Origin of the sequence: Neisseria perflava (assembly GCF_002863305.2) — a bacterium.
GTDB classification, from domain to species: Bacteria; Pseudomonadota; Gammaproteobacteria; order Burkholderiales; family Neisseriaceae; genus Neisseria; species Neisseria perflava_A.
Window position 1 is genome coordinate 1800911 of record NZ_CP136962.1, and the last position, 24701, is coordinate 1825611.

The 24701-nt window shown below is 45.1% G+C and carries 26 protein-coding genes; 16 read left to right on the forward strand and 10 right to left on the reverse strand.

The genetic code is table 11. The features are described from left to right. The first annotated feature begins 186 nt into the window (after window positions 1-186). From CYJ98_RS08390 to CYJ98_RS08425, 8 genes are all read left to right on the forward strand, one after another. Window positions 187-423 (forward strand): YrhB domain-containing protein, encoded by a 237-nt coding sequence (locus CYJ98_RS08390; protein ID WP_083297186.1) that lies wholly within the window; start codon window positions 187-189, stop codon window positions 421-423. 573 nt (window positions 424-996) lie between these two features. After that, the gene (locus tag CYJ98_RS08395) at window positions 997-1797 is read left to right on the forward strand and encodes an ABC transporter ATP-binding protein (protein WP_049344969.1); all 801 of its coding nucleotides are present in this window, start codon (window positions 997-999) and stop codon (window positions 1795-1797) included. Window positions 1798-1862: 65 nt separating this feature from the next. Next, window positions 1863-2639 carry a lipid asymmetry maintenance ABC transporter permease subunit MlaE gene (gene mlaE, locus CYJ98_RS08400; RefSeq protein WP_049344968.1) on the forward strand — a complete coding sequence of 259 codons (777 nt, stop codon included), beginning with the start codon at window positions 1863-1865 and terminating at the stop codon, window positions 2637-2639. 49 nt (window positions 2640-2688) lie between these two features. Further along, window positions 2689-3183, forward strand: coding sequence for an outer membrane lipid asymmetry maintenance protein MlaD (gene mlaD / locus CYJ98_RS08405; protein WP_049329454.1), 495 nt, complete (start codon window positions 2689-2691; stop codon window positions 3181-3183). A gap of 32 nt (window positions 3184-3215) precedes the next feature. Then, window positions 3216-3806 (forward strand): MlaC/ttg2D family ABC transporter substrate-binding protein, encoded by a 591-nt coding sequence (locus tag CYJ98_RS08410; RefSeq protein ID WP_070460242.1) that lies wholly within the window; start codon window positions 3216-3218, stop codon window positions 3804-3806. Between the two features lie 63 nt (window positions 3807-3869). Beyond that, on the forward strand, window positions 3870-4148 hold the full coding sequence (locus tag CYJ98_RS08415; protein ID WP_036493932.1) for an STAS domain-containing protein: 279 nt from the start codon (window positions 3870-3872) through the stop codon (window positions 4146-4148). Further along, window positions 4145-4972, forward strand: a complete 828-nt coding sequence (locus CYJ98_RS08420; protein WP_101755764.1) for a VacJ family lipoprotein — start codon at window positions 4145-4147, stop codon at window positions 4970-4972. The genes CYJ98_RS08415 and CYJ98_RS08420 overlap by 4 nt, the downstream gene beginning before the upstream one ends. A gap of 82 nt (window positions 4973-5054) precedes the next feature. After that, a complete protein-coding gene (locus tag CYJ98_RS08425; RefSeq protein WP_101804493.1) occupies window positions 5055-6062 on the forward strand; it encodes an IS5 family transposase in 1008 nt (335 codons plus the stop codon). Between the two features lie 359 nt (window positions 6063-6421). On the opposite strand, the gene CYJ98_RS08430 is transcribed toward CYJ98_RS08425, so the two are convergent. From CYJ98_RS08430 to CYJ98_RS08460, 7 genes are read right to left on the reverse strand one after another with little or no spacing between them, the layout of a single operon-like run. After that, window positions 6422-7936: a hypothetical protein gene (locus CYJ98_RS08430; RefSeq protein WP_101755763.1), complete on the reverse strand. Its 1515-nt coding sequence runs from the start codon at window positions 7934-7936 to the stop codon at window positions 6422-6424. Window positions 7937-7981: 45 nt separating this feature from the next. Next, window positions 7982-8395: a type VI secretion system baseplate subunit TssE gene (gene tssE / locus CYJ98_RS08435; RefSeq protein ID WP_049332879.1), complete on the reverse strand. Its 414-nt coding sequence runs from the start codon at window positions 8393-8395 to the stop codon at window positions 7982-7984. After that, the gene (tssJ, locus tag CYJ98_RS08440; protein ID WP_049332881.1) at window positions 8395-8934 is read right to left on the reverse strand and encodes a type VI secretion system lipoprotein TssJ; all 540 of its coding nucleotides are present in this window, start codon (window positions 8932-8934) and stop codon (window positions 8395-8397) included. Before tssJ ends, tssE begins: the two co-directional genes overlap by 1 nt. Before the next feature lie 19 nt (window positions 8935-8953). Further along, on the reverse strand, window positions 8954-10063 hold the full coding sequence (gene tssG / locus CYJ98_RS08445; RefSeq protein WP_101755762.1) for a type VI secretion system baseplate subunit TssG: 1110 nt from the start codon (window positions 10061-10063) through the stop codon (window positions 8954-8956). Continuing rightward, window positions 10027-11793: a type VI secretion system baseplate subunit TssF gene (gene tssF / locus CYJ98_RS08450; RefSeq protein ID WP_101755761.1), complete on the reverse strand. Its 1767-nt coding sequence runs from the start codon at window positions 11791-11793 to the stop codon at window positions 10027-10029. The genes tssG and tssF overlap by 37 nt, the downstream gene beginning before the upstream one ends. A 9-nt stretch (window positions 11794-11802) precedes the next feature. After that, window positions 11803-13425, reverse strand: coding sequence for a type VI secretion system protein TssA (gene tssA / locus CYJ98_RS08455; protein ID WP_234395566.1), 1623 nt, complete (start codon window positions 13423-13425; stop codon window positions 11803-11805). 2 nt (window positions 13426-13427) lie between these two features. Then, window positions 13428-16703 (reverse strand): ImcF-related family protein, encoded by a 3276-nt coding sequence (locus CYJ98_RS08460; RefSeq protein WP_101755759.1) that lies wholly within the window; start codon window positions 16701-16703, stop codon window positions 13428-13430. Window positions 16704-17117: 414 nt separating this feature from the next. Here CYJ98_RS08460 and CYJ98_RS08465 point away from each other — a divergent pair, with 414 nt between their 5' ends. The 7 genes from CYJ98_RS08465 (at window position 17118) to cysS (ending at window position 22127) form a co-directional block, all read left to right on the forward strand. Next, window positions 17118-17480, forward strand: a complete 363-nt coding sequence (locus CYJ98_RS08465; protein ID WP_003681812.1) for a hypothetical protein — start codon at window positions 17118-17120, stop codon at window positions 17478-17480. Continuing rightward, window positions 17480-17863: an acyl-CoA thioesterase gene (locus CYJ98_RS08470; RefSeq protein ID WP_003681810.1), complete on the forward strand. Its 384-nt coding sequence runs from the start codon at window positions 17480-17482 to the stop codon at window positions 17861-17863. Before CYJ98_RS08465 ends, CYJ98_RS08470 begins: the two co-directional genes overlap by 1 nt. Continuing rightward, on the forward strand, window positions 17860-18348 hold the full coding sequence (locus CYJ98_RS08475; protein WP_101755758.1) for a peroxiredoxin family protein: 489 nt from the start codon (window positions 17860-17862) through the stop codon (window positions 18346-18348). Before CYJ98_RS08470 ends, CYJ98_RS08475 begins: the two co-directional genes overlap by 4 nt. Window positions 18349-18491: 143 nt before the next feature. Continuing rightward, window positions 18492-19631 carry a GTPase ObgE gene (gene obgE / locus CYJ98_RS08480; protein ID WP_101755757.1) on the forward strand — a complete coding sequence of 380 codons (1140 nt, stop codon included), beginning with the start codon at window positions 18492-18494 and terminating at the stop codon, window positions 19629-19631. 69 nt (window positions 19632-19700) lie between these two features. Next, window positions 19701-19868, forward strand: a complete 168-nt coding sequence (locus tag CYJ98_RS08485; protein ID WP_162817336.1) for a hypothetical protein — start codon at window positions 19701-19703, stop codon at window positions 19866-19868. A 44-nt stretch (window positions 19869-19912) separates the two neighbouring features. After that, window positions 19913-20674 carry a hypothetical protein gene (locus tag CYJ98_RS08490; RefSeq protein ID WP_101755756.1) on the forward strand — a complete coding sequence of 254 codons (762 nt, stop codon included), beginning with the start codon at window positions 19913-19915 and terminating at the stop codon, window positions 20672-20674. 31 nt (window positions 20675-20705) lie between these two features. Then, window positions 20706-22127, forward strand: coding sequence for a cysteine--tRNA ligase (gene cysS / locus CYJ98_RS08495; RefSeq protein ID WP_101755755.1), 1422 nt, complete (start codon window positions 20706-20708; stop codon window positions 22125-22127). Between the two features lie 113 nt (window positions 22128-22240). On the opposite strand, the gene CYJ98_RS08500 is transcribed toward cysS, so the two are convergent. Together CYJ98_RS08500 and CYJ98_RS08505 are read right to left on the reverse strand one after the other, a co-directional pair. Next, complete coding sequence (locus CYJ98_RS08500; RefSeq protein WP_101755754.1) at window positions 22241-22846, reverse strand: nitroreductase family protein; 606 nt, start codon at window positions 22844-22846, stop codon at window positions 22241-22243. A gap of 15 nt (window positions 22847-22861) precedes the next feature. Then, a complete protein-coding gene (locus CYJ98_RS08505) occupies window positions 22862-23257 on the reverse strand; it encodes a DoxX family protein (protein ID WP_101755753.1) in 396 nt (131 codons plus the stop codon). 127 nt (window positions 23258-23384) lie between these two features. Here CYJ98_RS08505 and CYJ98_RS08510 point away from each other — a divergent pair, with 127 nt between their 5' ends. Further along, complete coding sequence (locus CYJ98_RS08510) at window positions 23385-24275, forward strand: LysR family transcriptional regulator (RefSeq protein ID WP_101755752.1); 891 nt, start codon at window positions 23385-23387, stop codon at window positions 24273-24275. A 57-nt stretch (window positions 24276-24332) separates the two neighbouring features. Here the strand turns inward: CYJ98_RS08510 and CYJ98_RS08515 are convergent, their stop codons facing one another. Then, window positions 24333-24674: a hypothetical protein gene (locus CYJ98_RS08515; RefSeq protein WP_101755751.1), complete on the reverse strand. Its 342-nt coding sequence runs from the start codon at window positions 24672-24674 to the stop codon at window positions 24333-24335. Window positions 24675-24701 lie beyond the last annotated feature (27 nt).

Below are 24701 nucleotides of genomic sequence, written 5' to 3' on the forward strand. Positions count from 1 at the left end.
TCAAGGTTTGAGCTGAGAGGCTGTCTAAAGACAGGAAAACCGTTTCAGACGGCCTTTGTTTAACACAACCGATCCAGCGCGGGCCATAAAGTGCAGTTGTCCCAAAGGGTATATTGATAGGCAAATACAAAAAGGAGGTAAAGTCAATTTTACTACCTTTAAACATTTTCAATTTGGAGTATTGCCATGATAATTAATTATCAAGAAGCAAAGAAAATCGCAGTATCTTTTTTAAGTCAAATAGAGCAAGAAATGGGAATTTCATTGTTAATAGTTGAATCTCATGTACGAGAAAATGATGATGGATGGTTTTTCCCATATCAGTCAAAAGAATATTTAGAAACAATGGATATAAATAAATCTATTATTGGAAATTGGCCTATATTTGTTTCTAAAAATGGAGGAGTTCCTTCTATTCGTTGATTTTAGCCCATTAGCTAAGTCCGTATCCTACTAAATTTGAAACTATATGGATGGAAACAGACTCATAACGGGGAAATGTATGGACCAACAGGACGCTTTAGGCATAGAGCAAAATAATGAGATTAAAGAAATATCCTTATAACTCTATAAGAGAGTTATAAGGATATTTAATAAAAACCTATCAAAAATATATTATTCTACAAGAGAGAGAGAGGAAAGGAAATTTATCGATGTTTTATTCTTTCTTTTCACAAATAATTCAATATAGATATTAGATTAGCTGTTTCCTGTCTAAGCTCCCCCCAAAAAAGTATTGATATTTGATGATAAAAATATTTTTAATTAGATTTGATTCAGTTGTTTTTTGTATTTCTATACAAAATATACCTACACAGCCGCCTGTATGTTTGACACAACATGCGACAAAACGACCGTACCACCAACGCTTCTGCATTCTTTCACACGTTTTTACCCGTTATTCCTACGCGCAGGCCGTCTGAAAATTGCCCGAATATCCAATACCCTTTACAATACACGTAATTAAAATACATTTTTTGATACCCCCTCTCCTGCATGAGTTCCACACCCTTCATCGAAATGAAAGACGTTGCCTTCGCATATGGTGACCGTCCTATTCTAAACAACATCAACTTCAGCATTCCACAAGGCAATTTCGCCGCCGTAATGGGTGGTTCGGGCAGCGGTAAAACCACGCTGATGCGCCTGATTACGGGTCAAATTCACCCGCAATCGGGCAAAGTGCTGATTGAAGGGCGAGATTTGGCCGCATTTTCGGCGCAGGAGCTATACGAACACCGCCGCCGTATGGGCGTTTTGTTCCAACACGGCGCATTGTTCACCGACTTATCCGTCTTCGACAACATCGCCTTCCCCATGCGCGAGCTGACGGATTTGCCCGAAGCGGTCATCCGCGATTTGGTGGTGTTGAAACTGAATGCAGTCGGTTTGCGCGGTGTTGAAAACCTGATGCCTTCCGAGCTTTCCGGCGGTATGTCGCGTCGCGTCGCCCTCGCACGCACGATTGCGCTCGACCCTGAAATCATGTTGTATGACGAGCCTTTCACCGGCCTCGACCCGATTTCGCTGGGCGTTATCGCCCACCTCATCAGCCGTGCCAACAAAGCCCTGCGCTCAACCAGCGTGATGGTAACGCATGATATTGAAAGATCATTGGAAATTGTCGATCAAGTCATTTTCTTGGCACACGGCGAAATCATGTTCTCCGGCTCGCCCGAAGAAATGCGCGAACTCGACTCGCCTTGGGTGCGCCAGTTTGTCGGCGGCTTGGCAGACGGCCCCGTCGCCTACCGCTATCCGGCGCAAACGACTTTAAAACAAGACTTGCTGGGCTGATGTTCAGACGGCCTGAAACTTAAACAAGGCCGTCTGAAAACCATTTAACCAATCAACTGGAACCTATGAATTTTATCCGTTCCGTCGGGGCAAAAACCCTCGGCTTCATCCAATCGCTGGGCAGCATTACGCTGTTTTTCCTGCATATCCTGGCCAAATCAGGTACGGCGTTTACCCGTCCTCGCCTGAGCATCCGCCAGGTTTACTTTGCAGGCGTGTTGTCTGTCCTGATTGTTGCCGTGTCCGGCCTGTTTGTCGGTATGGTATTGGGCTTGCAAGGCTATACGCAGCTGGCAAAATTCAAATCCGCCGATATTTTGGGTTATATGGTTGCCGCTTCCCTGTTGCGCGAATTGGGTCCTGTATTAGCTGCCATTCTGTTTGCCAGCAGCGCGGGCGGTGCCATGACCAGCGAAATCGGCTTGATGAAAACCACCGAGCAGCTTGAAGCAATGAACGTGATGGCGGTCGACCCCGTGGCACGCGTAGTTGCGCCGCGCTTTTGGGCGGGCGTGTTTTCCATGCCTTTGCTGGCTTCGATTTTCAACGTTGCCGGTATTTACGGCGCGTATTTGGTCGGCGTCGAATGGCTGGGTTTGGACGGCGGTATTTTCTGGTCGCAAATGCAAAACAACATTACCTTCCATTACGACGTACTCAACGGCTTAATCAAATCCGCCGCTTTCGGCGTAGCCGTTACGCTGATCGCCGTACATCAGGGTTTCCACTGCGTACCGACCTCCGAAGGTATTTTGCGCGCCAGTACACGCACGGTAGTGTCTTCCGCCCTGACCATCCTCGCCGTCGACTTCATCTTGACCGCATGGATGTTTACCGACTAAAGGCCGTCTGAAACGACACTTAAAAAGAATGAAACAAGGACAATAGCACATGAAAAAAAATGCTTTGGAATTTTGGGTAGGACTGTTTGTCTTATTGGGCGCGGCCGCTATCGGTTTCCTCGCCTTCCGCGCCGCCGGCGGACAATCGTTCGGCAAATCATCACAAACCTACACCGTCTATGCCGATTTCAGCGACATCGGCGGCTTGAAAACCAACGCGCCGGTCAAATCCGCAGGCGTACTGGTGGGCCGTGTTGCCTCCATTCAGCTCGACCCTAAATCCTATCAGGCAAAAGTCGCCCTCAATCTGGACAGCCAATATCAGTTCAGCAGCGACGTTTCCGCACAAATCCTGACTTCAGGCCTGTTGGGCGAACAATACATCGGCCTGCAACAAGGCGGCGATACCGATTCTTTGGCAGCAGGCGACACCATTACCGTCACCAGCTCCGCCATGGTTTTGGAAAACCTTATCGGCAAATTCATGACCAGCTTTGCCGAAAAAAACGCAGACAGTGAATCTGCCGGTCAAAACAAACAATAAACACATATCAACCCAATATTCAGGACACTATCATGAAAAAAACTTCTTTTATCAGCGCATTGAGCATCGGCGTATTAAGCATCAGCATGGCATTTGCCGCACCTGCAGACGCAGTTAACCAAATCCGTGAAAACTCCGTTCAAGTGCTGAAAATCCTCAACAGCGGCGATGCCAACACCGCACGCCAAAAAGCCGAAGCCTACGCCATCCCTTACTTCGACTTCCAACGTATGACCGCGTTGGCCGTCGGCAACCCATGGCGCACTGCAACTGACGCACAAAAACAAGCATTGACCAAAGAGTTCCAAACCCTGCTGATCCGCACCTACTCCGGCACCATGCTGAAATTCAAAAACGCCAAGGTCAACATCAAAGACAACCCTGTCGTAAACAAAGGCGGTAAAGAAATCGTTGTCCGCGCCGAAATCAACGTTTCCGGCCAAAAACCGGTCAACATGGACTTCACCACCTACCAAAGCGGCAGCAAATACCGCGCATACAATGTCGCAGTCGAAGGCGCAAGCTTGGTTACCGTATACCGCAACCAATTCGGCGAAACCATCAAAGCCAAAGGCATCGACGGCCTGATTGCCGACTTGAAAGCCAAAAACGGCGGTAAATAATCCACCCACACACCATGCCGCCTGATGTTCAGACGGCATGGTGCCTTACATCATAAAGACACCATGCAAACAGAAATCCGCAACGGCACGCTCTACATCAGCGGCGACGTTACCGTCAAAACCCTGACTGCCTCCGCCTTTGCGCGCTACGAACAACAATGCCGTCTGAAAGAAACAGACAGCATAGACTTCAGCCAAGTAGGCAAAGCAGATTCCGCCTGCGTTTCCCTGCTGCTCAACGCTCTGCGCCGGACAGACAAAAAACCGACCATTCAAAACATTCCCGATTCCGTCCGCGCACTGGCCGAACTTTACGAAATCAAAGACTGGTTGCAATCATGAAAAAAACCACCGCTTCCCTCTGCCTCATCATCAGCCTTGCCTCCGCTCCCGCACTTGCCGAACGCAATCCGGCCGACCCTTACGAAGGCTACAATCGCACCGTTTCCAAGTTCAACGACAAAGCAGACAAATACGTCCTTTCCCCTGTAGCACGCGGCTATCGCAAAGTAACGCCCAAACCGGTGCGTACCGGCGTGAGCAACTTCTTCAACAACCTGCGCGATGTTGTCAGCTTCGGCAGCAACGTGTTGCGCCTTGACATCAAACGCGCTAGCGAAGACCTCGTCCGCGTCGGCATCAACACCACCTTCGGCCTTGGCGGTTTAATCGACGTAGCCGGTGCAGGCGGCGTACCCAGCAATAAAAACACCCTCGGCGACACCTTCGCCTCATGGGGCTGGAAAAACAGCAACTACTTCGTCGTCCCCCTGCTCGGCCCGTCTACCGTACGCGATACCGTCGGCAACGCCATTACCACCGTCTATCCGGTTAAAAATGCCATCTTCCACACCAGCGCAGGACGCTGGGGTACAACCGGCCAGCAAGCCATCAACACCCGCGAAGAGCTCCTCGACCTGACCGACAGCCTCGAAGGCGCAGCCATCGACAAATACAGCTACACACGCGACCTTTACATGAAAGTCCGCACCCAACAAACCGGCGGCACGCTCCCTCAAAGCGAAGACGACAACATCGACATTGATGACTTAGTGGACAGCAACGCCACTTCCGAGCCGGTAGCAGCACCCCAAACCGCTCCGGCAGAAATCCCCGATACAGCCAATCCCCAAAGCCTGTATCAAACACCATCAGAAAATCTCTGATTTTCTGGGTATAAAAGCTGAGACCTTTGCAAAATTCCCCTAAATCTCCTAAATTCCCATCAAGACATTTAGGGGATTTCTCATGAGCACCTTCTTCCAACAAACCGCCCAAGCCATGATCTCCAAACACATCGACCGTTTCCCACTATTAAAGTTGGATCAGGTGATTGATTGGCAACCGATCGAACAATACCTGAATCGTCAAAAAACCCGTTACCTCCGAGACCACCGCGGCCGTCCCGCCTATCCCCTGTTGTCCATGTTCAAAGCCGTCCTACTCGGACAATGGTACAGCCTCTCCGATCCCGAACTCGAACACAGCCTCATCACCCGCATCGATTTCAACCTGTTTTGCCGTTTTGACGAACTGAGCATCCCCGATTACAGCACCTTATGCCGCTACTGCAACTGGCTGGCGCAAGACAACACCCTGTCCGAACTGCTGGAACTGATTAACCGACAACTGACCGAAAAAGGCCTAAAAGTAGAGAAAGCATCCGCCGCCGTTGTTGACGCCACCATTATTCAGACCGCCGGCAGCAAACAACGCCAGGCCATAGAAGTCGATGAAGAAGGACAAGTCAGCGGACAAACCACACTGAGTAAAGACAGCGATGCCCGTTGGATAAAGAAAAACGGCCTCTACAAACTCGGTTACAAACAACATACCTGTACCAATGCGGAAGGCTATATCGAGAAACTGCACATTACCCCCGCCAATGTCCATGAATGCAAACACCTGTTGCCTTTGTTGGAAGGACTGCCCGAAGGTACGACCGTCTATGCCGACAAAGGCTATGACAGTGAGGAAAACCGGCAACATTTGAAAGAGCATCGGCTGCAGGACGGCATTATGCGCAAAGCCCACCACAACCGTCCGCTGACGGAAACGCAAACCAAACGCAACCGACATTTGTCGAAGACCCGTTATGTGGTCGAACAAAGTTTCGGTACGTTGCACCGTAAATTCCGCTATGCTCGGGCAGCCTATTTCGGGCTACTCAAAGTGAGTGCGCAAAGCCATCTGAAGGCGATGTGTTTGAACCTGTTGAAAGCCGCCAACAGGCTAAGTGCGCCCGCTGCTGCCTAAAAGGCGGCTGGATGCCTGATTATCAGGTGTCCGGGGAGGATTAGGAGGGTATTTGAGGAGAGTCAGTGGATATTTGAAACAAAAACAGTCGAAAACTTATGTTTGGATTTCGGCTGTCGGGGGGGGGGGGGGGAATTTTGCAAAGGTCTCAAGCTACGAATAATTCATATGCTTACTGCCCATTAAATACAAAAAAAGCTTACTTAATGATATAAGTAAGCTTTTTTATTCGCGAGAACAAATTTCTTAAAACCTTTTACAATTACCTGAAGAATCAAAATCCATTTAACTTAAAACTAAGATTCTTCAGACGGCCTTTTCTCATAACTGAAGACTAACTCGACTATATTGGTTACCTTTTACTCAGCCACATCATCTTCATGCACAATAATGTGATTCACATAAACTGGCTGTGCAGAAACTTCATTCGATAATGAATCAGTTATTGGTGTTGATGCTTCGGTTCCCGATAAAGTATCGTGTGTAGAATGAGTTTCTTCTGTTACCTGGTCGGCTTGCGTCCCTACAGACGGAATACCCTCTAATTGTGTAGATTCTTGATTATCAGTTTTAGGCTGAGTTTCAAATGCCGTTACACGATCTTCCACAGAGGACGATGCTGGAGTAACAACCTCTGGTACAGACGGTTTCTCTTCTACCTTATGATCGGCCTCTATAGAAGTCTCTTTTATTATAGGATTGTGTACCGTTTCAGAAGCTCCAGTCTGTTCAAATGCTTTGACTTCCTCAGGTTGTTCTACAATTTTATGCTCATCTACTACCGGTGGTTGTTCTACAATTTTATGCTTATCTACTACCGGTGGTTGTACTACCGCGGATGCTTCTACTTCCGAAGACTGTTCTACAGTCTTAGCCGTTGCTGCATCCACTGGCTGCTCAACTTTAAACTCATCCACTATAGGTTGCGCCACTACTGCAGGCATATCTACTTCAGACGGCTGTTCTACAGTCTTAGTTTCTACAATCACTGGCTGTTCTGCAGCTTTAGATTCACTTGCTATTGGTTGTTCTACTGCCTCAGGTGTTTCTACCATAGATGACTGCTCTACGGACTTAGTTTCTTCAACCACTGATTGTTCCACAGCCTTAGATTCATCTACTGCAGGTTGCTCTACCTTTTCAGGAGTCTCTACAGATTGAACATTTGGCTTAGATGTATTTAACGTTGCAGGATCAACTGGAGTAGCATTTCCTCTATCCAATTTTTCAATATCTGCCTGTTTAGCATCTTCTGTTTTAACCTGCTTATCAAGAAGATTATCAGAAGAATATTGATCATCTTTAGACTTTTTACCGTCTTCAGCTTGTGTAGTTTTTGAATGATGAGCCGGCTCAACTGATATCGTTGTTCCTGGTTCTTCTGCTGTTTGTTTCAGATTTTCTGGTTCTGTCACCGCTGGTTCTGCTTCCACCGGCTTCAATGCAGGATTATGTGGCTCAGCCTTAGAATTTTTGTCTTCTAAATCTGGCTGCTGGTTTTCACTTGGGTATTTCTGAACAGCTTTTTCAGGAGATGAGGATTTAGTTTTGGCTGTATGGCAGTTTTCCCCTATTTTGATGAGTTCAATTCCAGAAACTAAAAAATTGGGACTTTCTAATTTTCCTTTTAAAGCAACATAGATTGGCGTGCTTTCAGGCATATTTTTTCTGGAGCTGACAATCTCTGCTGTCGCTTCATAGCCATTTCCACTACCGGGCAATAAAGCATAAGTATTTTTCAGATTACAACTCTGAATTCGTACATAATTATTTTGAGTAACTAATGTACCTTCTAAATCATACTCTTTAGCCAAGGCTGTCTGGGCAGCTGCTGAAAGCAATACACTGCAAGTAAGAAAAAAGTGTTTAACCATATATTTAGTTCTTAATTTTAAAGTAATCTGTTGATACCTAAAAAGTTACGCTCGACTGCGTTTAACAGAAACCGTTCCTTCAGGCATAAAATAAGTGTCTATGACTACAGCACCGGCATTTTCAATTTCACATTCAAGCTGATAGCATAAAACCATAATATTGTCTTTAGACTCAGTCAGTCGAATGTCCAAATTTCTCAATCTGGGTTCATATTTCAATAAGGTCTTCCTCATGAAATACCGTAAATCATGTGCACTAGACGGTAAATTCTTATAAACCATACTAAGGTCAGGGATTCCATAATCAGGCAAATGCTTCAAGGAGCCACTCCGACTATTGAGAATGCGTTGGATATTATCTAAAACACTCCTAACTAACTGGAAACCATCTGGAAGCCCATCTAGTGGCAAGCCATCAGAATAAAACCCCGTTAATTTCTCATAGAGGGCTGCATCCATTATTTGACTTTCTTTTCGGTCTCTTGAATTACAACTTTATTATCTACCAACTCAACAACTAATGGCTTTTTATTTTTCAGCTGTTTTTTGGATAGAAGCATTTTCCACGGTTGATCCTCTCCTACCCGATTATAAAAAGCCACGATACCAACATATTTGGTCTCTTTATCCAAGGTTTCATCCAAGCTGATAGTTTCACCAGGTCGAATGGTATATTGCTTATACCCTTCTACCAAATCATTGCCCAAAATGGTTTTATCTTGATTAAGCAAGTCACGATAAGATGCAACTTCATAATTCTGCTTATCTCTAAGCTGATAAATGCGAACAACTGTCGATAACGATTGACCCCGTTCATTTTGATTCAAACCATTACGAGCAACCAAGTCAATCTTTAATATCTTTAACTTAGTATAAAAGATACTTTTAGTTACATTGGTCGTACCATCTTTCACGCCTTGCAAAACCCCGCAACCTGATAATACCGCGCACAACAAAGCTAATGCACAGACTGACTGAATTCTAGTTTTCTTATTCATGATTTTCCGTTTTCTTAAATTAGTTTGAATATGTATAGTTCGCTATCTTTATTTGCTTGTCTTGATGCATCGTACCTAAACCGGTATTAATCCCCAACATTTGTTTTTTTGCCAAACGGCTTTGAGGTATCCATTGCTTCTTGATGTTTAGGTAAATGCTTGCATCAAAACGGCAACCCAAATAAAGCTTCAATAATTCAAGTAATTTTTGGTGTAATGTTTGTTTTGGTAATAGAAGTTGTGCATTCTCAAATGTATCTGGTGTAATCTCAATACGTATCAGATGACTATGATCTTTTATTCTACTGCCTAAAGATGCACTTCCTCCATCCAATCTCAAACCGGCTTTCCCCAACTCACGATTTTTTTCCAATATTACCCACTGAGGCTGAAATTCTTTTACTGTTACATCTGCAAAAGGTAACAAATATCTAACTATACTGATAATACCTTCTTTTGTTCGGGTGCGCTGATAAAAAACACTGAACAATCCCAAGATTCTGCTATCTAGCAAAGGATGTATAAATTTGCCGTTTACCATCCCCTGCCCAATAAGGTGCAGAAGAGAGCGAGATAAATCATCCTGCCCTTCATTTTGAAACAAAAACGGATAGCGGTATTTTTTCCATGCCTGAAAAAACAGGGTTGTAATTCTATGGTTAAAAATATCCAAAAATGCGGCTAAGCTTTCACTACCGTCTTTATGCGTTGCAATATCGTTCAGGAAATAATCCGGCAAGACAGCATCTACGCCATACAGACCTAAAAATGTTGTCCTTACAGTTGGTAACTCGGCTTCCGCATCATATTCAACCGATGCAATTTCTCCAGAAGGAAAAGATAAAGACTTCACCCTTCTGAATCTTACCATTGATTCTACAGCTTTTTCTTCAGCACCATCGGCAAGCGTTTCCAAAACCCGACAAAATTGGAAAAAATTCATTGTTGCTGCATTGTGTACAATAAACTCTCCCAATTTCTCTTGAAAAATTTCAGATGCTATACCTTCGCGATGAGATTTATTTCTGGGAATCTCCCATAGAGGAAGTGTCTGTCTACCGTTATTTTCTTTAGCACTTTTATGCGCTGTTTCTAAAACCGTGTGATAGTTGTTTTGCTGTCTTTCCATGTATATGTTTTCCCGGATGGCAGAGAAACTATGCTGAACCGGGTAAATAGGTTCAAATCAGCATACATTGCAAAAAATTCGTTCAATAATTCTCCGAACAAATAAATTTCTGCTTCCCCATTAAATGCAGTTGAATCAAATGTTACCGTAATATGAACTCCACGATGAACTGCACCACGCTCGATTCTTTGTACTGTTTCATGCTTAACGTCAACAATCCCGTTCAATCTGCGCTTATTCAATTCATCTTCGGTCCAATCGTAAATCGACAATGCACCTTTCAAACTATCAACGTTTAGTAATGATAGATAATTTGGTGACAAATGGGACAAGATACGCCATTGAAATCTGTCTTCTGTTGGAGGATAGCATGACAACGTCGGAGTCGTAAGGTTTCTTACCATTTTAATATTGGGCTCGGCTATATCAGTGTCTTGAATCTGGGTTTCCCTCAAACTCTTACGTGGCAAAGCACCATTGGTCCCTACTACTTTTAGAGAAAGTGTTTCAATAGGCAGAATATCTTTTCTATCCCACAACAATCCTCCAAGCATAATAAATGTTTCATGCTTTCCAGATACTCCTCGTTTTACCTTCGTATGGTAATACCGTTCCGGAGCATCATATTTCATCAACCCACCACGATGTTGGAATGACGAGAAAGGAATATATGAGTAGCGCTTGCCTGTCTCATGATTTACAGCTTCCACTTCATTTACTGAATACACCTCTACTGCCATACCTTCATGCAACAAAGGCTTAACAGGGTATTCAAATGCCTTGTGATCCACCCGAATAGGCTCAGCCTCCATGTCAAAGAGGTTAATGGCAGGAACACAGTTTAATTTCAGGCAATCTGGAGGAAATCTAAGCTCTGAAGGATATTGTTTGGATAGAACTACATTAATACTAAACTCATTAATGCGTTCCGACCATTCTTCGGCATCAATACCAATCAAATCAATAAAGAAAAACTTCTGTTTAAAACAAAAATATTCCAATAGTAATTGATATCCACTGAAACTGTTATTTACTTTTTCCCACAATCTCTCATCTTCGGCAAATCCGACGGCCTTAAACCGTATATTACCTCCAGATGGTAGTTCAGCATGATGGATACTGATTTGAGCAGCCTGATTTAACAAGGCATGACGTAATGCGAAAGCGACTGGTTCATCAGCAGAAATATAAATTCTGATTTTAGAAAAATCCAAATTGTCTTTCTGCGTCTGCCTGTGAATACCAAAAGTCAATTTGATGACACTTTGACCATTTGCATCATAATCCAATAACGTATGCAAGATACTCAAGGGTTGGAGTTTAACATCACCTGTAGTTCGGTACAGGCATCTCGTCAACCTGTCATTAATATTAATGGGCTCAGATTGTACGGATAGTCCTTTTTTAACAAGCTGCCCGCCCTGCAACTTGTTATCATCTGGAATTAACTCTAAAACAGTTAAAGAAGGAATCATCCTCAGATAATGAGGCCACAGCATATTGACCAAACCCTCAGTCAATTCTGGAAAGTCATCATCAAGTTTTTGTCTGATTCTTCCTGTTAAGAAAGCAAAGCCTTCAAACAAGCGCTCCACATAAGGATCGCGTGTACCTACTCTGTCTAAATTCAGCATTGCGGCACGATCAGGGTGAGCTTTTGAGAACTCTAACCCTGCTTCCTTGAGATACCGCATCTCTTCTTCATAATAACGTAATGTGGGATCTGACATAATATATGTTTAATCGATTAATTCTAATGCACGGACAATATCAGCCTGCATTAATTCAGTTCGTAAAAATTCAAGTTGCCCAGTAGCTTCAGTATCTTTCTTATCAAAATTTTCATTTAACAATTGATACCATAAAGCATATACATCAAATGCAAAATGTTTATCCCACTCTTTTACTGTCAAAACCTGCATCTGCCGTGAAGCCTGTTCCAACAGTTTCAAGGCCCAATCTACTTTTTGATTGTTTGCAGCCAAACGGGCCATCATCAGCCACTTTTTAACCTGCCCTGCACCTGACTGCAACTCTGGTAATGTTTCCAACCAAGCAAAAGCAGCATCCAAGCCTTGTTCTTGTGTTTTTAACAAAGCCTGTTGCCATTGACTTTCTTGGTTTTCTACCTGAGATGATGATTCTATTACTGCTTTTTGAACTGTTCGACTACTAGTCTGCTTGCGCGTGGATGACATAACCTTTTGCTCCAACCACGTAAGCGTATCGGCTGAGACAAACGGAAATCCGTTATCAAAACTTAATCCGGTCAAGCCATCACATCTGGTCAGTAAAGATTTCAGCTCAAATAATGATGAGTCAACCTGAGAAAGATATAAACCACCCAACGCCTGCTGTCCTTGCCACGCGTAATATTGCAAATCGAGCCAATACTGATTAGCACCTTCTAAAAAAGCCGCTTCTACTCTATCAAGCAAATCCCGCCATTGCTGCTCATTAACCAAACGATTTAAAGTTGCCAATAAATCTGTCCTTGGAGCTTTCAAACGAGTCTGACCATTTTGATGAGGAGGGATACCATTTAGCCCACCCCAACGTACAGCACGAATCATCTTATATGCAGGCCAATATCCATCATCCTGCTCTCTTAAATAGGCGGCATTAATCCTAACTTGATCGAGTAATGCTTTAGAAGAGTTAACTTGAGTGACAGCTAAACTTTCAGACGGCCTCTGACCCTCTTGACGAATCTGTGGTACAACTTCCTGGTCAATAGGCGTACTAACTTCCTGACTTTGACTTGTACTTGTCTGAGGTGATGAAAAACGAACAGATGACTCTTCAAAATATTGCAATAACGGAAACAGACTGGGGCGTACTGATTCTTCCCATCCCTCAAAATGATGTTGCAACGACATTAACGCCGATAATGTCCGCTTAAGGTCTACCGAATTAGATAATTCAGTCCCTTTGAGCGTATCCAATACTCTTTCCCCAGACAGCCAATTTAATGCATTGCGTTTTTGTACCGGCTTTTTCGGCCATAGTGATTGATCAAATTTTTGCAGCAATCCGCATAAAATTTCTAAACCATCTGAAAAACCTGCCAACCCCCTATCTCGCAAAGCGGCAAAAATATAATAAGTTGCTACTCTCAAGTCTTTAGATTGACGTTTTAACAAGCGTTCAGAAGCATCCAAAATCAATCGGCAATCAATACCTGAAAGCTTGGCCAATTCAATTTTAATAGCCTCGAAATCATCGGCATATGCAACATCCTCGCCACAAGGGTGGCCGTCTGAAACAGGTTCCAGCCACTCTTGCCAGCGATGAATATTGTTATCGGTGATTGATGTACCCTCATCACCAAGTATCGGCTTTACCCATTGGGGTAATGTCATGATTATTTAACCTCAAAAATCTTATTCGGCAGATGGATATTCTTCAGTTCCAACAATCCCAAAGGCCCTTTACCGGAATTAGTTCTCATATAGAATCTCATCAATTTGTCTTTCTCCAATGGGAATTCGACTAAATAAGTGCCGCTATCAATCGGTGTAACCCTAGATTTTTCAAGCATACGGATAAAACCGAAGCGACCACTAATTTCTTGAGTCTTACGCATACCTTCTGCCTCAGTTTCCCAAGAAATACGAAGACCGGCATTGCTGACATCCCCAGGCCATTTGAATGTCTTCCACTCTGTTTGTTGGTTGAAATAATCTAAAGACTGACCGTCGATAATTAAATCATACTGAACAATACCTTGAGTAGATGTAGGTTTCAGTTCAAAGCTATAGCCACCCTCTCCGTTAACGAAGAAGTCTTCAGAAATAGCACTCAATTTATTCAATTGTTGCAGCAATCCCGGATTAACCTTCAATTCACTTCCGGGTGCAACGATCCATTGATTACCTTGTTTGGTTAAAACACCTGCTAATTGGGTTGTGACAAACTGATTAAGTGCACCTTTGTTAACATCCAAATATTTTGCCAATACCGGAATCGAAACTTCGATTTCTGATCGAGCAAATGGATATCTGCCACCCAGTTCAGACTGCATAGGATTGACAAAATTGCTTGCCCACAAATTATTGATGTCTTTTTGAGCAACACCGGCAATTGAATCCCATACGGAATTAAACGGCAATACAAAAACATTTCGTGCAAACGGCAACAATCTGTCACCCACACCGGCCTCAATCAAACGTGCGTACTGTATACCGTCGAGGAACTCATTATCACCACCGTTTAAAACACCTTGCACGGCTGTTCTTGCCGCACCTCCGGTATCAGAGGATGCCGTCATTTGAATCAAACGCTGCTTCACAGTAGTTACACGTTCAAGGTAACGCTGCAGGCTCAAATCACTCTTTGGATTAATTTGTGCATCAATCAATTGCAACAAAGTTTCAAATTCCGCTTCTAACGGCCCAGCCAGATAATCATTTACCTTATCTTCCAAAGCATTAATATTTTCAGTTTGAGAATTTAATACCGCATCCGCAACCTTACGCGAGCGAGTAGACAGTTGTCTTGCGGCTACACGTTTAGCTGCATCTGCAACAGCAGGATTGACATCAACTTTCTTGCTATCCAGCTGACTGCTTTCTTTCACTGCATTAAATAGTGCCACCAATGGCGAACGTTGAGGATCCGCATAGACGTGAAGCTGATTAACTGCATCCAAGCTGGTTGTTCTCGGTTGCCATGTAATGCTGTTCATCATGTTATACCAAGCGGTAGCATATTCCTTAAAGTAGCGTTCTTTCAGGCTATTGATTGCCGCTTCTGTTACCGAAGCTTGGTACACATTACCGCCCAATACCCAATCATTGCTCTTGCTGTCTTTAATTGCCTGCTCTAATCCCGGCTTAATATATTTTTCCCAACCCTCAACCGTATATATACGCGGCAAAGGTTTTCCAACATTCCAAATACCTTTCAAATCCTTATTAAGCAATTTGTCTAAGGTAATGGTTTGCAACTTGGCATTCGTACCCTGAATAATGCGTTTATACAATTGCTCACTGCCTTGGTCACGATTGATCCAGTCTACCAAGACCTGACGGCTTCTTGATACCAATTCAGTTTGTTCAGGCTCTGCCAAATTATTTTTCTGTGACATACGCGACACAAAAAACTGTGCCAATGTTTGCGCATCTTTCGCCGCCACATTTTGTGTCGTCAACATCTGCGTCAACTTGGTTACTAAGAATTCCGCATCTTTTGTGCTTTTTGTTTTCTCAACATGAGACGTCAGCATCAAATATGCTTTTAAATCTTGATAAGCACTATCCTGAAGTTCAAAGTCATCAGGAATCCTGCCTTCCAACATTACCAATTCATCTAACTTGTTCTCAAAGAATGCAGTAGCAGGACGGCTGATAACATCTTTTGCTAAATTATTATATTTACGGTAAGCAACAGCTAAGAGCTCTTGTCGATGTTCATACCCCAAAAACTTAACCGCATATTGCGAGAAGCTTCGACGAGACTCCAAATCTATAATATCTTGTTGCAATCGAATAAGTGTAGCTACTTTCTCAGCACGAGATTTTACTTTCTGTACGCTTTCAAAATCGGTCTTCAAACGGCTGATTTCTTGATAGCTGCTATATGCACTGACTGCAAATGCACCACCGACAAGCAAGGCAACTGCACTTAAGCCCAAATAAATTTTTTCCGTTTTAGAAAAACGCAGTTTCTTTCCGGAACCCAAAACAGATAAATCATTGAATGCACGGAAAATCAAATCTCCTGATTGTTCAGGTTGATTTGATTGAATAAAAGAAATACCTGCAACAGTATCCAGTTTTCCCAATCCCCGCTTTTCTGCAGCAATATAATCAGCCAAAGCCTGTGTTTGTGACGGCAGTTTGGCGGACAATTTCGCAATGGGTGTTTGTTCTAAATCTGCCTCAATCAATCGTGTACCCGCAGCTGCCAACCGATTAGCAAATTGATCCAACTCTTTCATCAACTCTGCTGAAGATACTGTTGAACCATATTTCAAAGCATGACTGACTGCTGATGGCATTTCATTGGCATCATTTACAAAATGAACTTGATTAATTGGAAGTTTCCAGCCAAGTTTTTTCATTAACTCAAGCAGTTGAGCGGCATTTTCCTGAACTGAAAACTCTCCTTGAAGCTCAACAATACCTTCTGCAGGACGTTTTCCCACACCCCTCAGATACTGCCAACCATTCGCAGGTTCCATTGCCTGAGCATCTATCCAAATCGCAGAAGCCGTTTCTACCCAAAGTTGCGGGCGAATATTAGGCAAAACTCTATCCAAGATCATTGGTTCTTGGGTTACAACGAAAATCCAAGGCTTACGATGTTTTTTATATTGTCTAGTCAATAAGTAAATATGGCGTAGCTGCTCCCAACGTTCCGCTATACCAATCAGAGTTGAAGACTCTCCATTATCCCCACTTAAATCCTCAGGATTTAAATGTTTCAAACCGGAGTATTTATCGGAGCTCCTAGCCCAAAAAAATCTCGTAATCAAAGGGGTAAGGAGTATCAATGAGATCACAATTGATACACATGCCCAGACCACAATTTTTGCAATAGTCGACGTAATGCCAAGATTTTGGCCAAAAAAGTATAATAGGATTGCGCTGATGGCACTTCCAATAAAGATGATTACCCCTGTTGTAATAGGCTTCATAGTAGAGTTTTCTCGAAAAAGATAAGGGATGGATTATAATAGGATATTTCCTCTCCGTCATTATTACATATAAATCTTATTTGAATAAATATTCATTTAACCCAATATTTATCATCACCTTTCGATGTTGCTTCAGCCTCTGACTCATAAAAACTATTCGCTAGTCGCACATACAATCAACCAAACCAACACCCCTCCGAAACTATCAAAGTTATATTCAAAATTTGATATTTTCTCCTCATACCATATAGATGCAGAAAATAACCGTGTTGTTTACACAACAGATTTAGGAAACAAACCCTATCTGGCTATACCTTATACCGTATTTTTTCCGACGGCCTTTATCCCCCAAAAGATAGCCAGTCTACCACCTTTGCTATATCATTCAACTATACAGAAACCAAGGAAAACACCATGTACGAAGTCAACCGCAGCGTCTTCCTGCTTATCCCCCTCGATCCTTTTTGGAACTGGCTGAAATCCCTGCCCGGCAATCACCTAGATGGCCTGACACTTGAAGATATCCAAGCCGATGCCAATTCCTACCTCGTTCGCCCATGTGAAACCGCCGACGAAGTATGGGACGAAATCGAAGCGCGTTTTGAAGATATTTTTGCTGCCGAATTGGCCGACTGGTGCGAAGACGAAAGCGAATGGCCTGATTTGGACGCCGACATTTTCAACGAATGGTTCGACATCCAACTCTCCACCGTGATTACTGACCTCGAACACGAACCAATCGCACGCGAAGAGTTCCAACCCATCAATCTCAACTGATGAAACTGACCGTCCGCAACTACCATCTCGACGGCTACGGCCACGTCAACAATGCGCGCTATCTTGAATTTCTCGAAGAAGCGCGCTGGACGTTTTTTCAAGAGCATGACCTTCTGTCCGAACTCAAAGGCATCATGCTCGTTGTTGCACGCGTTGACATCCGCTATCGCCGCCCGTCGCTTGAAGGCGATGTTTTAACTTTTACAGGCCGTCTGAAAGATATCGGCACACGCCACATCATCCTCAGCCAAACCGCGACCCTGCCCAACGGCAAAGCCGCCATCGAAGCCGAAGTTACCCTTATGCCCGTCAGCAGCGAAAGCGGTCGCAGCATCAGCGTTCCCCAAACCTTAGCACACGCAATTCAAAACCTCGAATCATGAAAAAAATACTCACACTCCTTGTCATTGCCACGATTGGCGCGCTTCTTACCTTCGTCCTTATCCCCAGCAACAAAGCCGCCCCTGATTTCGCCCTGCCCGACCTGCAAGGCAAAACTATTACCAATGCCGATTTGAAAGACAAAGTTACCCTCATTAACTTCTGGTTTCCCTCCTGCCCCGGCTGCGTTAGCGAGATGCCTAAAATCATCAAAACCGCCCAAGATTATCAAGGCAAAAATTTCCAAGTCCTCGGCATTGCCCAGCCCATCGACCCTATTGAGAGCGTCCATCAGTACGTCAAAGAATACGGCCTTCCCTTCACCGTCATGTACGATGCCGACAAAACTGCCGCAAAAGCCTTTGGCACACAGGTTTACCCGACTTCTGTCCTGATTGACAAAAACGGTAACATCCTCAAAACCTACGTTGGCGAACCCAATTTCACCCAACTCTATCAAGAAATCGACCAAGCCCTCGCCCAATAAATCCAAGGCCGTCTGAAACCATATTTCAGACGGCCTAAAACCGAAATATCCTTTATAATAAGCAACATTTTATCCGTTCAGACACCAAACTCCTCTATCAACAAAGGTCGTCTGAAACAACCGAATACCCATAAGAGAACATCATGAAATTTATCGACGAAGCAAAAATCGAAGTCGCCGCAGGCAAAGGCGGTAATGGCGCAACCAGTTTCCGCCGCGAAAAATTCGTACCCCGAGGCGGCCCTGACGGCGGTGACGGTGGCAAAGGCGGCAGCGTTTGGGCAGAAGCCGATGAAAACACCAACACCCTCGTCGAATACCGCTTCGTCAAACGCTACCAAGCCAAAAACGGCGAAAAAGGCCACGGTTCCGACCGCTACGGCGCAGGTGCGGACGACATCGTCCTCAAAATGCCCGTCGGCACCCTTATCCGCGACCTCGACACCGACGAAATCGTCGCCGACCTCACCTACCACGGCCAGCGCGTCTGCCTCGCCAAGGGCGGCAAAGGCGGCTTGGGCAACATCCACTTCAAATCTTCCGTCAACCGCGCGCCCAAACAATCCACGCCCGGCGAAGAAGGCGAAACCCGTTCCCTGCAACTCGAACTCAAAGTCCTCGCCGATGTCGGCTTATTAGGCATGCCCAACGCCGGTAAATCCACCCTGATTACCGCCGTATCCGCCGCACGCCCCAAAATCGCCAACTACCCCTTCACCACCCTGCATCCAAACTTGGGCGTCGTGCGCATTGACGAAAATCACAGCTTCGTCATGGCCGACATCCCCGGCCTGATTGAAGGCGCGGCAGAGGGCGCAGGCCTCGGCCACCGCTTCCTCAAACACCTATCGCGCACCGGCCTGCTGCTGCACGTCGTCGATTTGGCACCCTTCGACGAAACCGTCGACCCAGCAGAAGAAGCCCTCGCCATCATCAACGAATTGCGCAAATACGACGAAGAGCTCTACGACAAACCACGCTGGCTGGTGCTGAACAAACTTGACATGCTTGATGAAGAAGAAGCCCAAGCGCGTAGCGCCGCCTTCCTCGAAGCCATCGGCTGGGACTACCCGAAACCAGACGACCGCTTCCAATTCGACATGGAAACCCCGCGCCTCTTCCAAATCAGCGCGCTCACCCATCAGGGCACGCAGGATTTGGTACACCAAATCGGCCGCTACCTCACCGAAAAAAAACGCCTTGCCGCCGAAGCAGAGGCCGCAGAGAAAGCCCAGGCCACCGCACAGCCGCAAACTGATACTTCGGTGTTGAGAGCGGAGTGAACGGGATAAAAGGTCGTCTAAAAAATTTGTTATTGTGTTTCAGACGACCTTTTTTAACAAAGGAATCATATGTGTATCCAAAACCATATTGAGCAAAAGCGCGAATATGAAGAGCTTGCCGCTTCGGTGACACGCGGGCGCGAAGACATCGCTGCAGGGCGTGTGGTTTCGCATGAAGAAGCCATCAGTCGCGTGTGGCGGATATTGGCTAATGAGAAAAACAGTAGTGGAAATTAATTAAGAAGTTTCTAATTTATTAAAACATTTTCAAATAAAATTAAATGGATAAAAAATATTTAGATCTAATACAGCATATTGCGCCATCCATCGCTTCTTTTTTAAGTACCTTACTATGGGTTTTGCTTTGGGGAGGATGTGTTTTTTATTTCAGAGAACAAATTAAAGATATTCTTTTTGTAATAAAAGAAAAATTTTCTAATGCAGAAAGTGTAAAAATTTTAAATTTTCTTGAATTTCAGATAGCCAAAGAGAAAAAGATAGGTGAGAAAGTAGAAGAATTTATCAAAGAAGAACAACTTGTCGAAGAACAAAAGCATATAAAAGCACAATCCGGTGATAAAAAAGAAAAATACCCTTCCAATCATGAACTTCAACAAGAAGACAGGCAAGCTACTCGTTTAAAATATTTAGAAAGTGAAAAACTTGCTATTTTGGCGTTGCAAAATAAATATAAGGTAACCATCAATACAGGGCAACGAGTTAATGGTTTTCTTTTTGATGGTTTTTTTGAAACTGATACTGCTTTTCATATTGTAGAGATAAAATATTTAAGAAATTTTTTAAGAACTAAGGAATGGCTTATTGAAACAATTTCTAAAATAAAAAGTAGTATTATTTATCTTGACAAGGATAATGTAGAATTAATTATTGTGTTAATAGTGGATGTTATACATTCAGAAGCAGAAAAAATTAGCATTAAAAATATAATTGATAATGGCAAGTATGAAAATATAGAAAACAAAAAATTTTCCTTAAAGATTGAATGTTATTCATTTAGTGAGCTTAAGAGCTTATATTCCTAATTTAATTTAGACTAATTTAGACTTAAATCCCATGCTAAACCTCTACAACACCCTTACCCGTCAAAAAGAACCCTTCACCCCCATCGACCCTAAAAACGTGCGTATGTACGTTTGCGGCATGACTGTTTACGACTATTGCCACTTGGGCCATGCTCGTGTGATGGTTGTATTCGACATGATTGCCCGCTGGTTGCGCGAGTGCGGCTATCCACTCACTTATGTGCGCAATATCACCGACATCGACGACAAAATCATCGCCCGTGCGGCTGAAAACGGCGAAACCATCGGCGAGCTGACCGCGCGTTTCATTCAGGCTATGCACGAAGATGCCGATGCTTTGGGCGTATTGCGTCCCGACATCGAGCCAAAGGCGACCGAAAACATTCCGCAAATGATTGCCATGATTGAAACCCTGATTCAAAACGGCAAGGCATACCCTGCCGCAAATGGCGATGTTTACTACGCCGTGCGCGAGTTTTCGGCTTACGGACAATTATCGGGCAAATCGTTGGATGACCTGCGCGCAGGCGAGCGCGTGGAAGTGGACGGTTTCAAACGCGATCCGCTTGATTTTGTGTTGTGGAAAGCGGCCAAAGCAGGCGAGCCGGCATGGGAAAGCCCGTGGGGCAATGGTCGTCCGGGTTGGCACATTGAATGCTCTGCCATGAGTGAAAACCTGTTCGGCGACACCTTCGATATCCACGGTGGCGGTGCGGATTTGCAGTTCCCACACCATGAAAACGAAATCGCCCAAAGCGTCGGCGCAAGCGGTCATACTTGCGGCCACGACCACGCGCAAACCCACCACGGTCAAAGCATCGCCAGCCACGTCAAATACTGGCTGCACAACGGCTTCATCCGTGTGGACGGCGAGAAAATGTCCAAATCGTTGGGCAACTTCTTCACCATCCGCGAAGTGTTGAAACAATACGACCCTGAAGTCGTGCGTTTCTTCATCCTGCGCGCCCACTACCGCAGCCCGTTGAACTACTCCGACGCGCATTTGGACGACGCAAAAGGCGCGCTGACCCGTCTGTACACCACGTTGAAAAACACACCAGCGGCTGAGTTTGATTTATCTGAAAACGCCAATGACTACACCCGCCGCTTCTACGCCGCCATGAATGACGATTTCGGTACGGTCGAAGCGGTTGCCGTGTTGTTTGAGCTGGCAGGCGAAGTGAACAAAACCAATGATACGCACCTCGCCGGCTGCCTGAAATCCTTGGGCGGCATCATCGGTCTGTTGCAACGCGATCCGATTGAATTTCTGCAAGGCGGTGCTGTTTCAGACGGCCTGTCCAACGAGGAAATCGACGATTTGATCGCCCGCCGCAAACAGGCGCGCGCGGACAAAAACTGGGCGGAATCCGACCGCATCCGCGACCTTCTGAACGAACACAAAATCATTCTGGAAGACAACGCCGGCGGTACGACTTGGCGCCGCGGTTGATTTCATGGCATAGATAAAAGGCCGTCTGAAACTGTTTTTCAGACGGCCTTTTTAATTTTGGTATTTCAAAAAGTGCGCAAACATCGCGCCCTTTGTTTAAAACATTACTTCATTTATGCGCCAAATACTTTCAGACGGCCTTCGATTGGTTGGAAGGCTTTTTCACCGGCTGAAGCCGCGATACCGCCAATCACCATTTGCGCACGCAACAACCAGCTTTCCGGCAGATTCCATTCTTTGGCAATGGCCGCATCAGGCAGCGGATTGTAGTGTTGCAGATTAGCGCCGATACCGGCAGCCGCCAATGTTGTCCACACAGCATATTGAACCATGGCATTTGCCTGATCCGCCCAGATCGGGAAGTTGGCCGCATAAGATGGGAATTGCTCTTGCAAGCCTTTGACAATATCTTGATCTTCAAAGAACAAAACTGTCGCCGCGCCTGCTTTAAACAAGTTCAGTTTTTGTGCAGTGGCTTCAAACTGCTCGGCAGGAACAACCGCACGCAACGCTTCTTCAACAAAATGCCACACTTTGGCATGTTCTTTGCCAAACAATACGACCACTCGGGCAGATTGCGAATTGAAAGAAGACGGCGTATGCAAAACGGCGTGTTTGATAATTTTGGTTACTTCCTCATTGGACAGAGGCAGGGTGTTGTTCAATGCATAGATAGAACGACGGGTTTCAGCAGCTTGTTGCAAAACAGAATAAGTCATGATCTTTTCCTTAAATTAATCTTTATCTTTACCAAAAACGTTATCCACAGCCCACGCTCCGCCACCGGCTACTGCCAGATACAAAAACACGAAGCAGAACAAAACGGCAGATTCACCCTGGTTGGCCAATGGGAACAAAACATCACCAGAAGACGCGTGGGCCATAAAGTAGGCGACTGCCATCTGACCTGACAAAACAAACGCAGCCGGACGCGTAAACAGGCCCAATATCAATAAGATACCGCCGACAATTTCCAAAATACCGGCCACCAGCATCAAGCCTTCGGGCGCGCCGCCCATGGACATTGGGAAACTGAAAAACTTGGCCGTACCATGCAGCAAAAACAGATACGCCGTAACAATGCGCAAGACGGACAATACAACAGGTTGGAATGATTTGAGGGCTGACATCTTAATAATCCTTATTTTAATGGCTACCTGAAGAGGTAAGGAGCAATTTCAATAAGTGCAGTATAGATAATTCCCAGTAAGAGATATATACTCGAATTATTGATACAACGTTTCCTAATAAGAAATTATGGATACCCTATTCAGCCTAAAAGTTTTCCGCCAAGTTGTACAAAGCGGCAGTTTTACCCGTGCCGCCGATCAGCTCGACATCTCCACCGCCATGGCCAGCAAACACGTTAGCCATCTAGAAAACACCATACAAGCCAAGCTCTTACACCGCAACAGCCGCAACCTCCACCTAACCGAAGCAGGCGAAGAATACTACCGCCAATGCAGCTATGCGCTGGATACATTGGACACCGCTGCCCAAAAAGCGGCAGGCGGCGCCGACACGCCGCAAGGTATGTTGCGCGTTACCATGCCCCTGTGGTTTGCAGGCGGTAATATGAGCGCATGGTTGGCCGAATACCGCCAGCGTTATCCCAAAGTCACGCTTGACCTCGTCCTCGACAACCGCCATATCGACCTCATCGCCGAAGGTTTCGACCTCGCCTTGCGCGTTTCCAAAACCCCCTCCCCTTCGCTGATCGTCAAACCGCTGGCCAAAATCGAGTTCGTCCTACTTGCCGCCCCCGACTATCTCGCCCGACACGGCACACCCGATACACCCGAAGCCGTCATGCAGCATCAAGCCATCCTGCCCTCCTATACCAGTCAACAAAACTGGGAAATTACCCACCGCCACACCGGAGAAAAAGCCATTCTCCACCTCTCCCCCGTTATCCGCAGCGACAACACACTGATGATACGCGAGCTGATTAAAGCAGGAGCAGGCATAGGCTATCAGCCCCTTTGGGCAGTCCAGCAGGAATTGAAGGAGGGCACATTAATCCAACTCCTGCCCGATTACACCATCTGGACAGATCAACTGAACGCCACCTATGTCGACAGGGCATTTCTCAGCGCGAAAGTGCGCAGCTTTATCGACTTTCTCAATGAAAAAATATCGGAAGGATAAACATCAAGGCCGTCTGAAACACTTTTCAGACGGCCTTTAATCAAAGCAACAATCCAATCAATAATTGGTCGAGCAGAACTGTTCGCGTTTGTCCGCATCGGCGGCATAGCATGTCAAACCCATGCCTGACGCATTGCTGTTGTTCGCTTTCTCACCCGGTTTCTTGTTCACCAAAACCTTACCGTTTTTTCCGATTTCCACGGTTACGCCTTTGCCGTTTTTCAGCTTCCATTTCAACACTTGCGCATCGGCACTTTGACATTTGCTGACCGTACAGCCGCCTTCTGTCGCAACATTACCATTTTTATAAATCACGCACTGCTGCTGGCTGTCGGTACAGGCGGCATAGGCAGCAACGGAGAAACAGGAAATCAGCGCGGCAAACAAAACAGGTTTCATGGTTTGAACTCCTAAGGTTGTGATGAT

Excerpts from the sequence above, each read along its gene's own strand:
- CYJ98_RS08390 (WP_083297186.1), top strand. The coding sequence starts at position 187 with ATGATAATTAATTATCAAGAAGCAAAGAAAATCGCAGTATCTTTTTTA.
- CYJ98_RS08395 (WP_049344969.1), top strand. The coding sequence starts at position 997 with ATGAGTTCCACACCCTTCATCGAAATGAAAGACGTTGCCTTCGCATAT.
- mlaE (WP_049344968.1), top strand. The coding sequence starts at position 1,863 with ATGAATTTTATCCGTTCCGTCGGGGCAAAAACCCTCGGCTTCATCCAA.
- mlaD (WP_049329454.1), top strand. The coding sequence starts at position 2,689 with ATGAAAAAAAATGCTTTGGAATTTTGGGTAGGACTGTTTGTCTTATTG.
- CYJ98_RS08410 (WP_070460242.1), top strand. The coding sequence starts at position 3,216 with ATGAAAAAAACTTCTTTTATCAGCGCATTGAGCATCGGCGTATTAAGC.
- CYJ98_RS08415 (WP_036493932.1), top strand. The coding sequence starts at position 3,870 with ATGCAAACAGAAATCCGCAACGGCACGCTCTACATCAGCGGCGACGTT.
- CYJ98_RS08420 (WP_101755764.1), top strand. The coding sequence starts at position 4,145 with ATGAAAAAAACCACCGCTTCCCTCTGCCTCATCATCAGCCTTGCCTCC.
- CYJ98_RS08425 (WP_101804493.1), top strand. The coding sequence starts at position 5,055 with ATGAGCACCTTCTTCCAACAAACCGCCCAAGCCATGATCTCCAAACAC.
- CYJ98_RS08430 (WP_101755763.1), bottom strand. The coding sequence starts at position 7,936 with ATGGTTAAACACTTTTTTCTTACTTGCAGTGTATTGCTTTCAGCAGCT.
- tssE (WP_049332879.1), bottom strand. The coding sequence starts at position 8,395 with ATGGATGCAGCCCTCTATGAGAAATTAACGGGGTTTTATTCTGATGGC.
- tssJ (WP_049332881.1), bottom strand. The coding sequence starts at position 8,934 with ATGAATAAGAAAACTAGAATTCAGTCAGTCTGTGCATTAGCTTTGTTG.
- tssG (WP_101755762.1), bottom strand. The coding sequence starts at position 10,063 with ATGGAAAGACAGCAAAACAACTATCACACGGTTTTAGAAACAGCGCAT.
- tssF (WP_101755761.1), bottom strand. The coding sequence starts at position 11,793 with ATGTCAGATCCCACATTACGTTATTATGAAGAAGAGATGCGGTATCTC.
- tssA (WP_234395566.1), bottom strand. The coding sequence starts at position 13,425 with ATGACATTACCCCAATGGGTAAAGCCGATACTTGGTGATGAGGGTACA.
- CYJ98_RS08460 (WP_101755759.1), bottom strand. The coding sequence starts at position 16,703 with ATGAAGCCTATTACAACAGGGGTAATCATCTTTATTGGAAGTGCCATC.
- CYJ98_RS08465 (WP_003681812.1), top strand. The coding sequence starts at position 17,118 with ATGTACGAAGTCAACCGCAGCGTCTTCCTGCTTATCCCCCTCGATCCT.
- CYJ98_RS08470 (WP_003681810.1), top strand. The coding sequence starts at position 17,480 with ATGAAACTGACCGTCCGCAACTACCATCTCGACGGCTACGGCCACGTC.
- CYJ98_RS08475 (WP_101755758.1), top strand. The coding sequence starts at position 17,860 with ATGAAAAAAATACTCACACTCCTTGTCATTGCCACGATTGGCGCGCTT.
- obgE (WP_101755757.1), top strand. The coding sequence starts at position 18,492 with ATGAAATTTATCGACGAAGCAAAAATCGAAGTCGCCGCAGGCAAAGGC.
- CYJ98_RS08485 (WP_162817336.1), top strand. The coding sequence starts at position 19,701 with ATGTGTATCCAAAACCATATTGAGCAAAAGCGCGAATATGAAGAGCTT.
- CYJ98_RS08490 (WP_101755756.1), top strand. The coding sequence starts at position 19,913 with ATGGATAAAAAATATTTAGATCTAATACAGCATATTGCGCCATCCATC.
- cysS (WP_101755755.1), top strand. The coding sequence starts at position 20,706 with ATGCTAAACCTCTACAACACCCTTACCCGTCAAAAAGAACCCTTCACC.
- CYJ98_RS08500 (WP_101755754.1), bottom strand. The coding sequence starts at position 22,846 with ATGACTTATTCTGTTTTGCAACAAGCTGCTGAAACCCGTCGTTCTATC.
- CYJ98_RS08505 (WP_101755753.1), bottom strand. The coding sequence starts at position 23,257 with ATGTCAGCCCTCAAATCATTCCAACCTGTTGTATTGTCCGTCTTGCGC.
- CYJ98_RS08510 (WP_101755752.1), top strand. The coding sequence starts at position 23,385 with ATGGATACCCTATTCAGCCTAAAAGTTTTCCGCCAAGTTGTACAAAGC.
- CYJ98_RS08515 (WP_101755751.1), bottom strand. The coding sequence starts at position 24,674 with ATGAAACCTGTTTTGTTTGCCGCGCTGATTTCCTGTTTCTCCGTTGCT.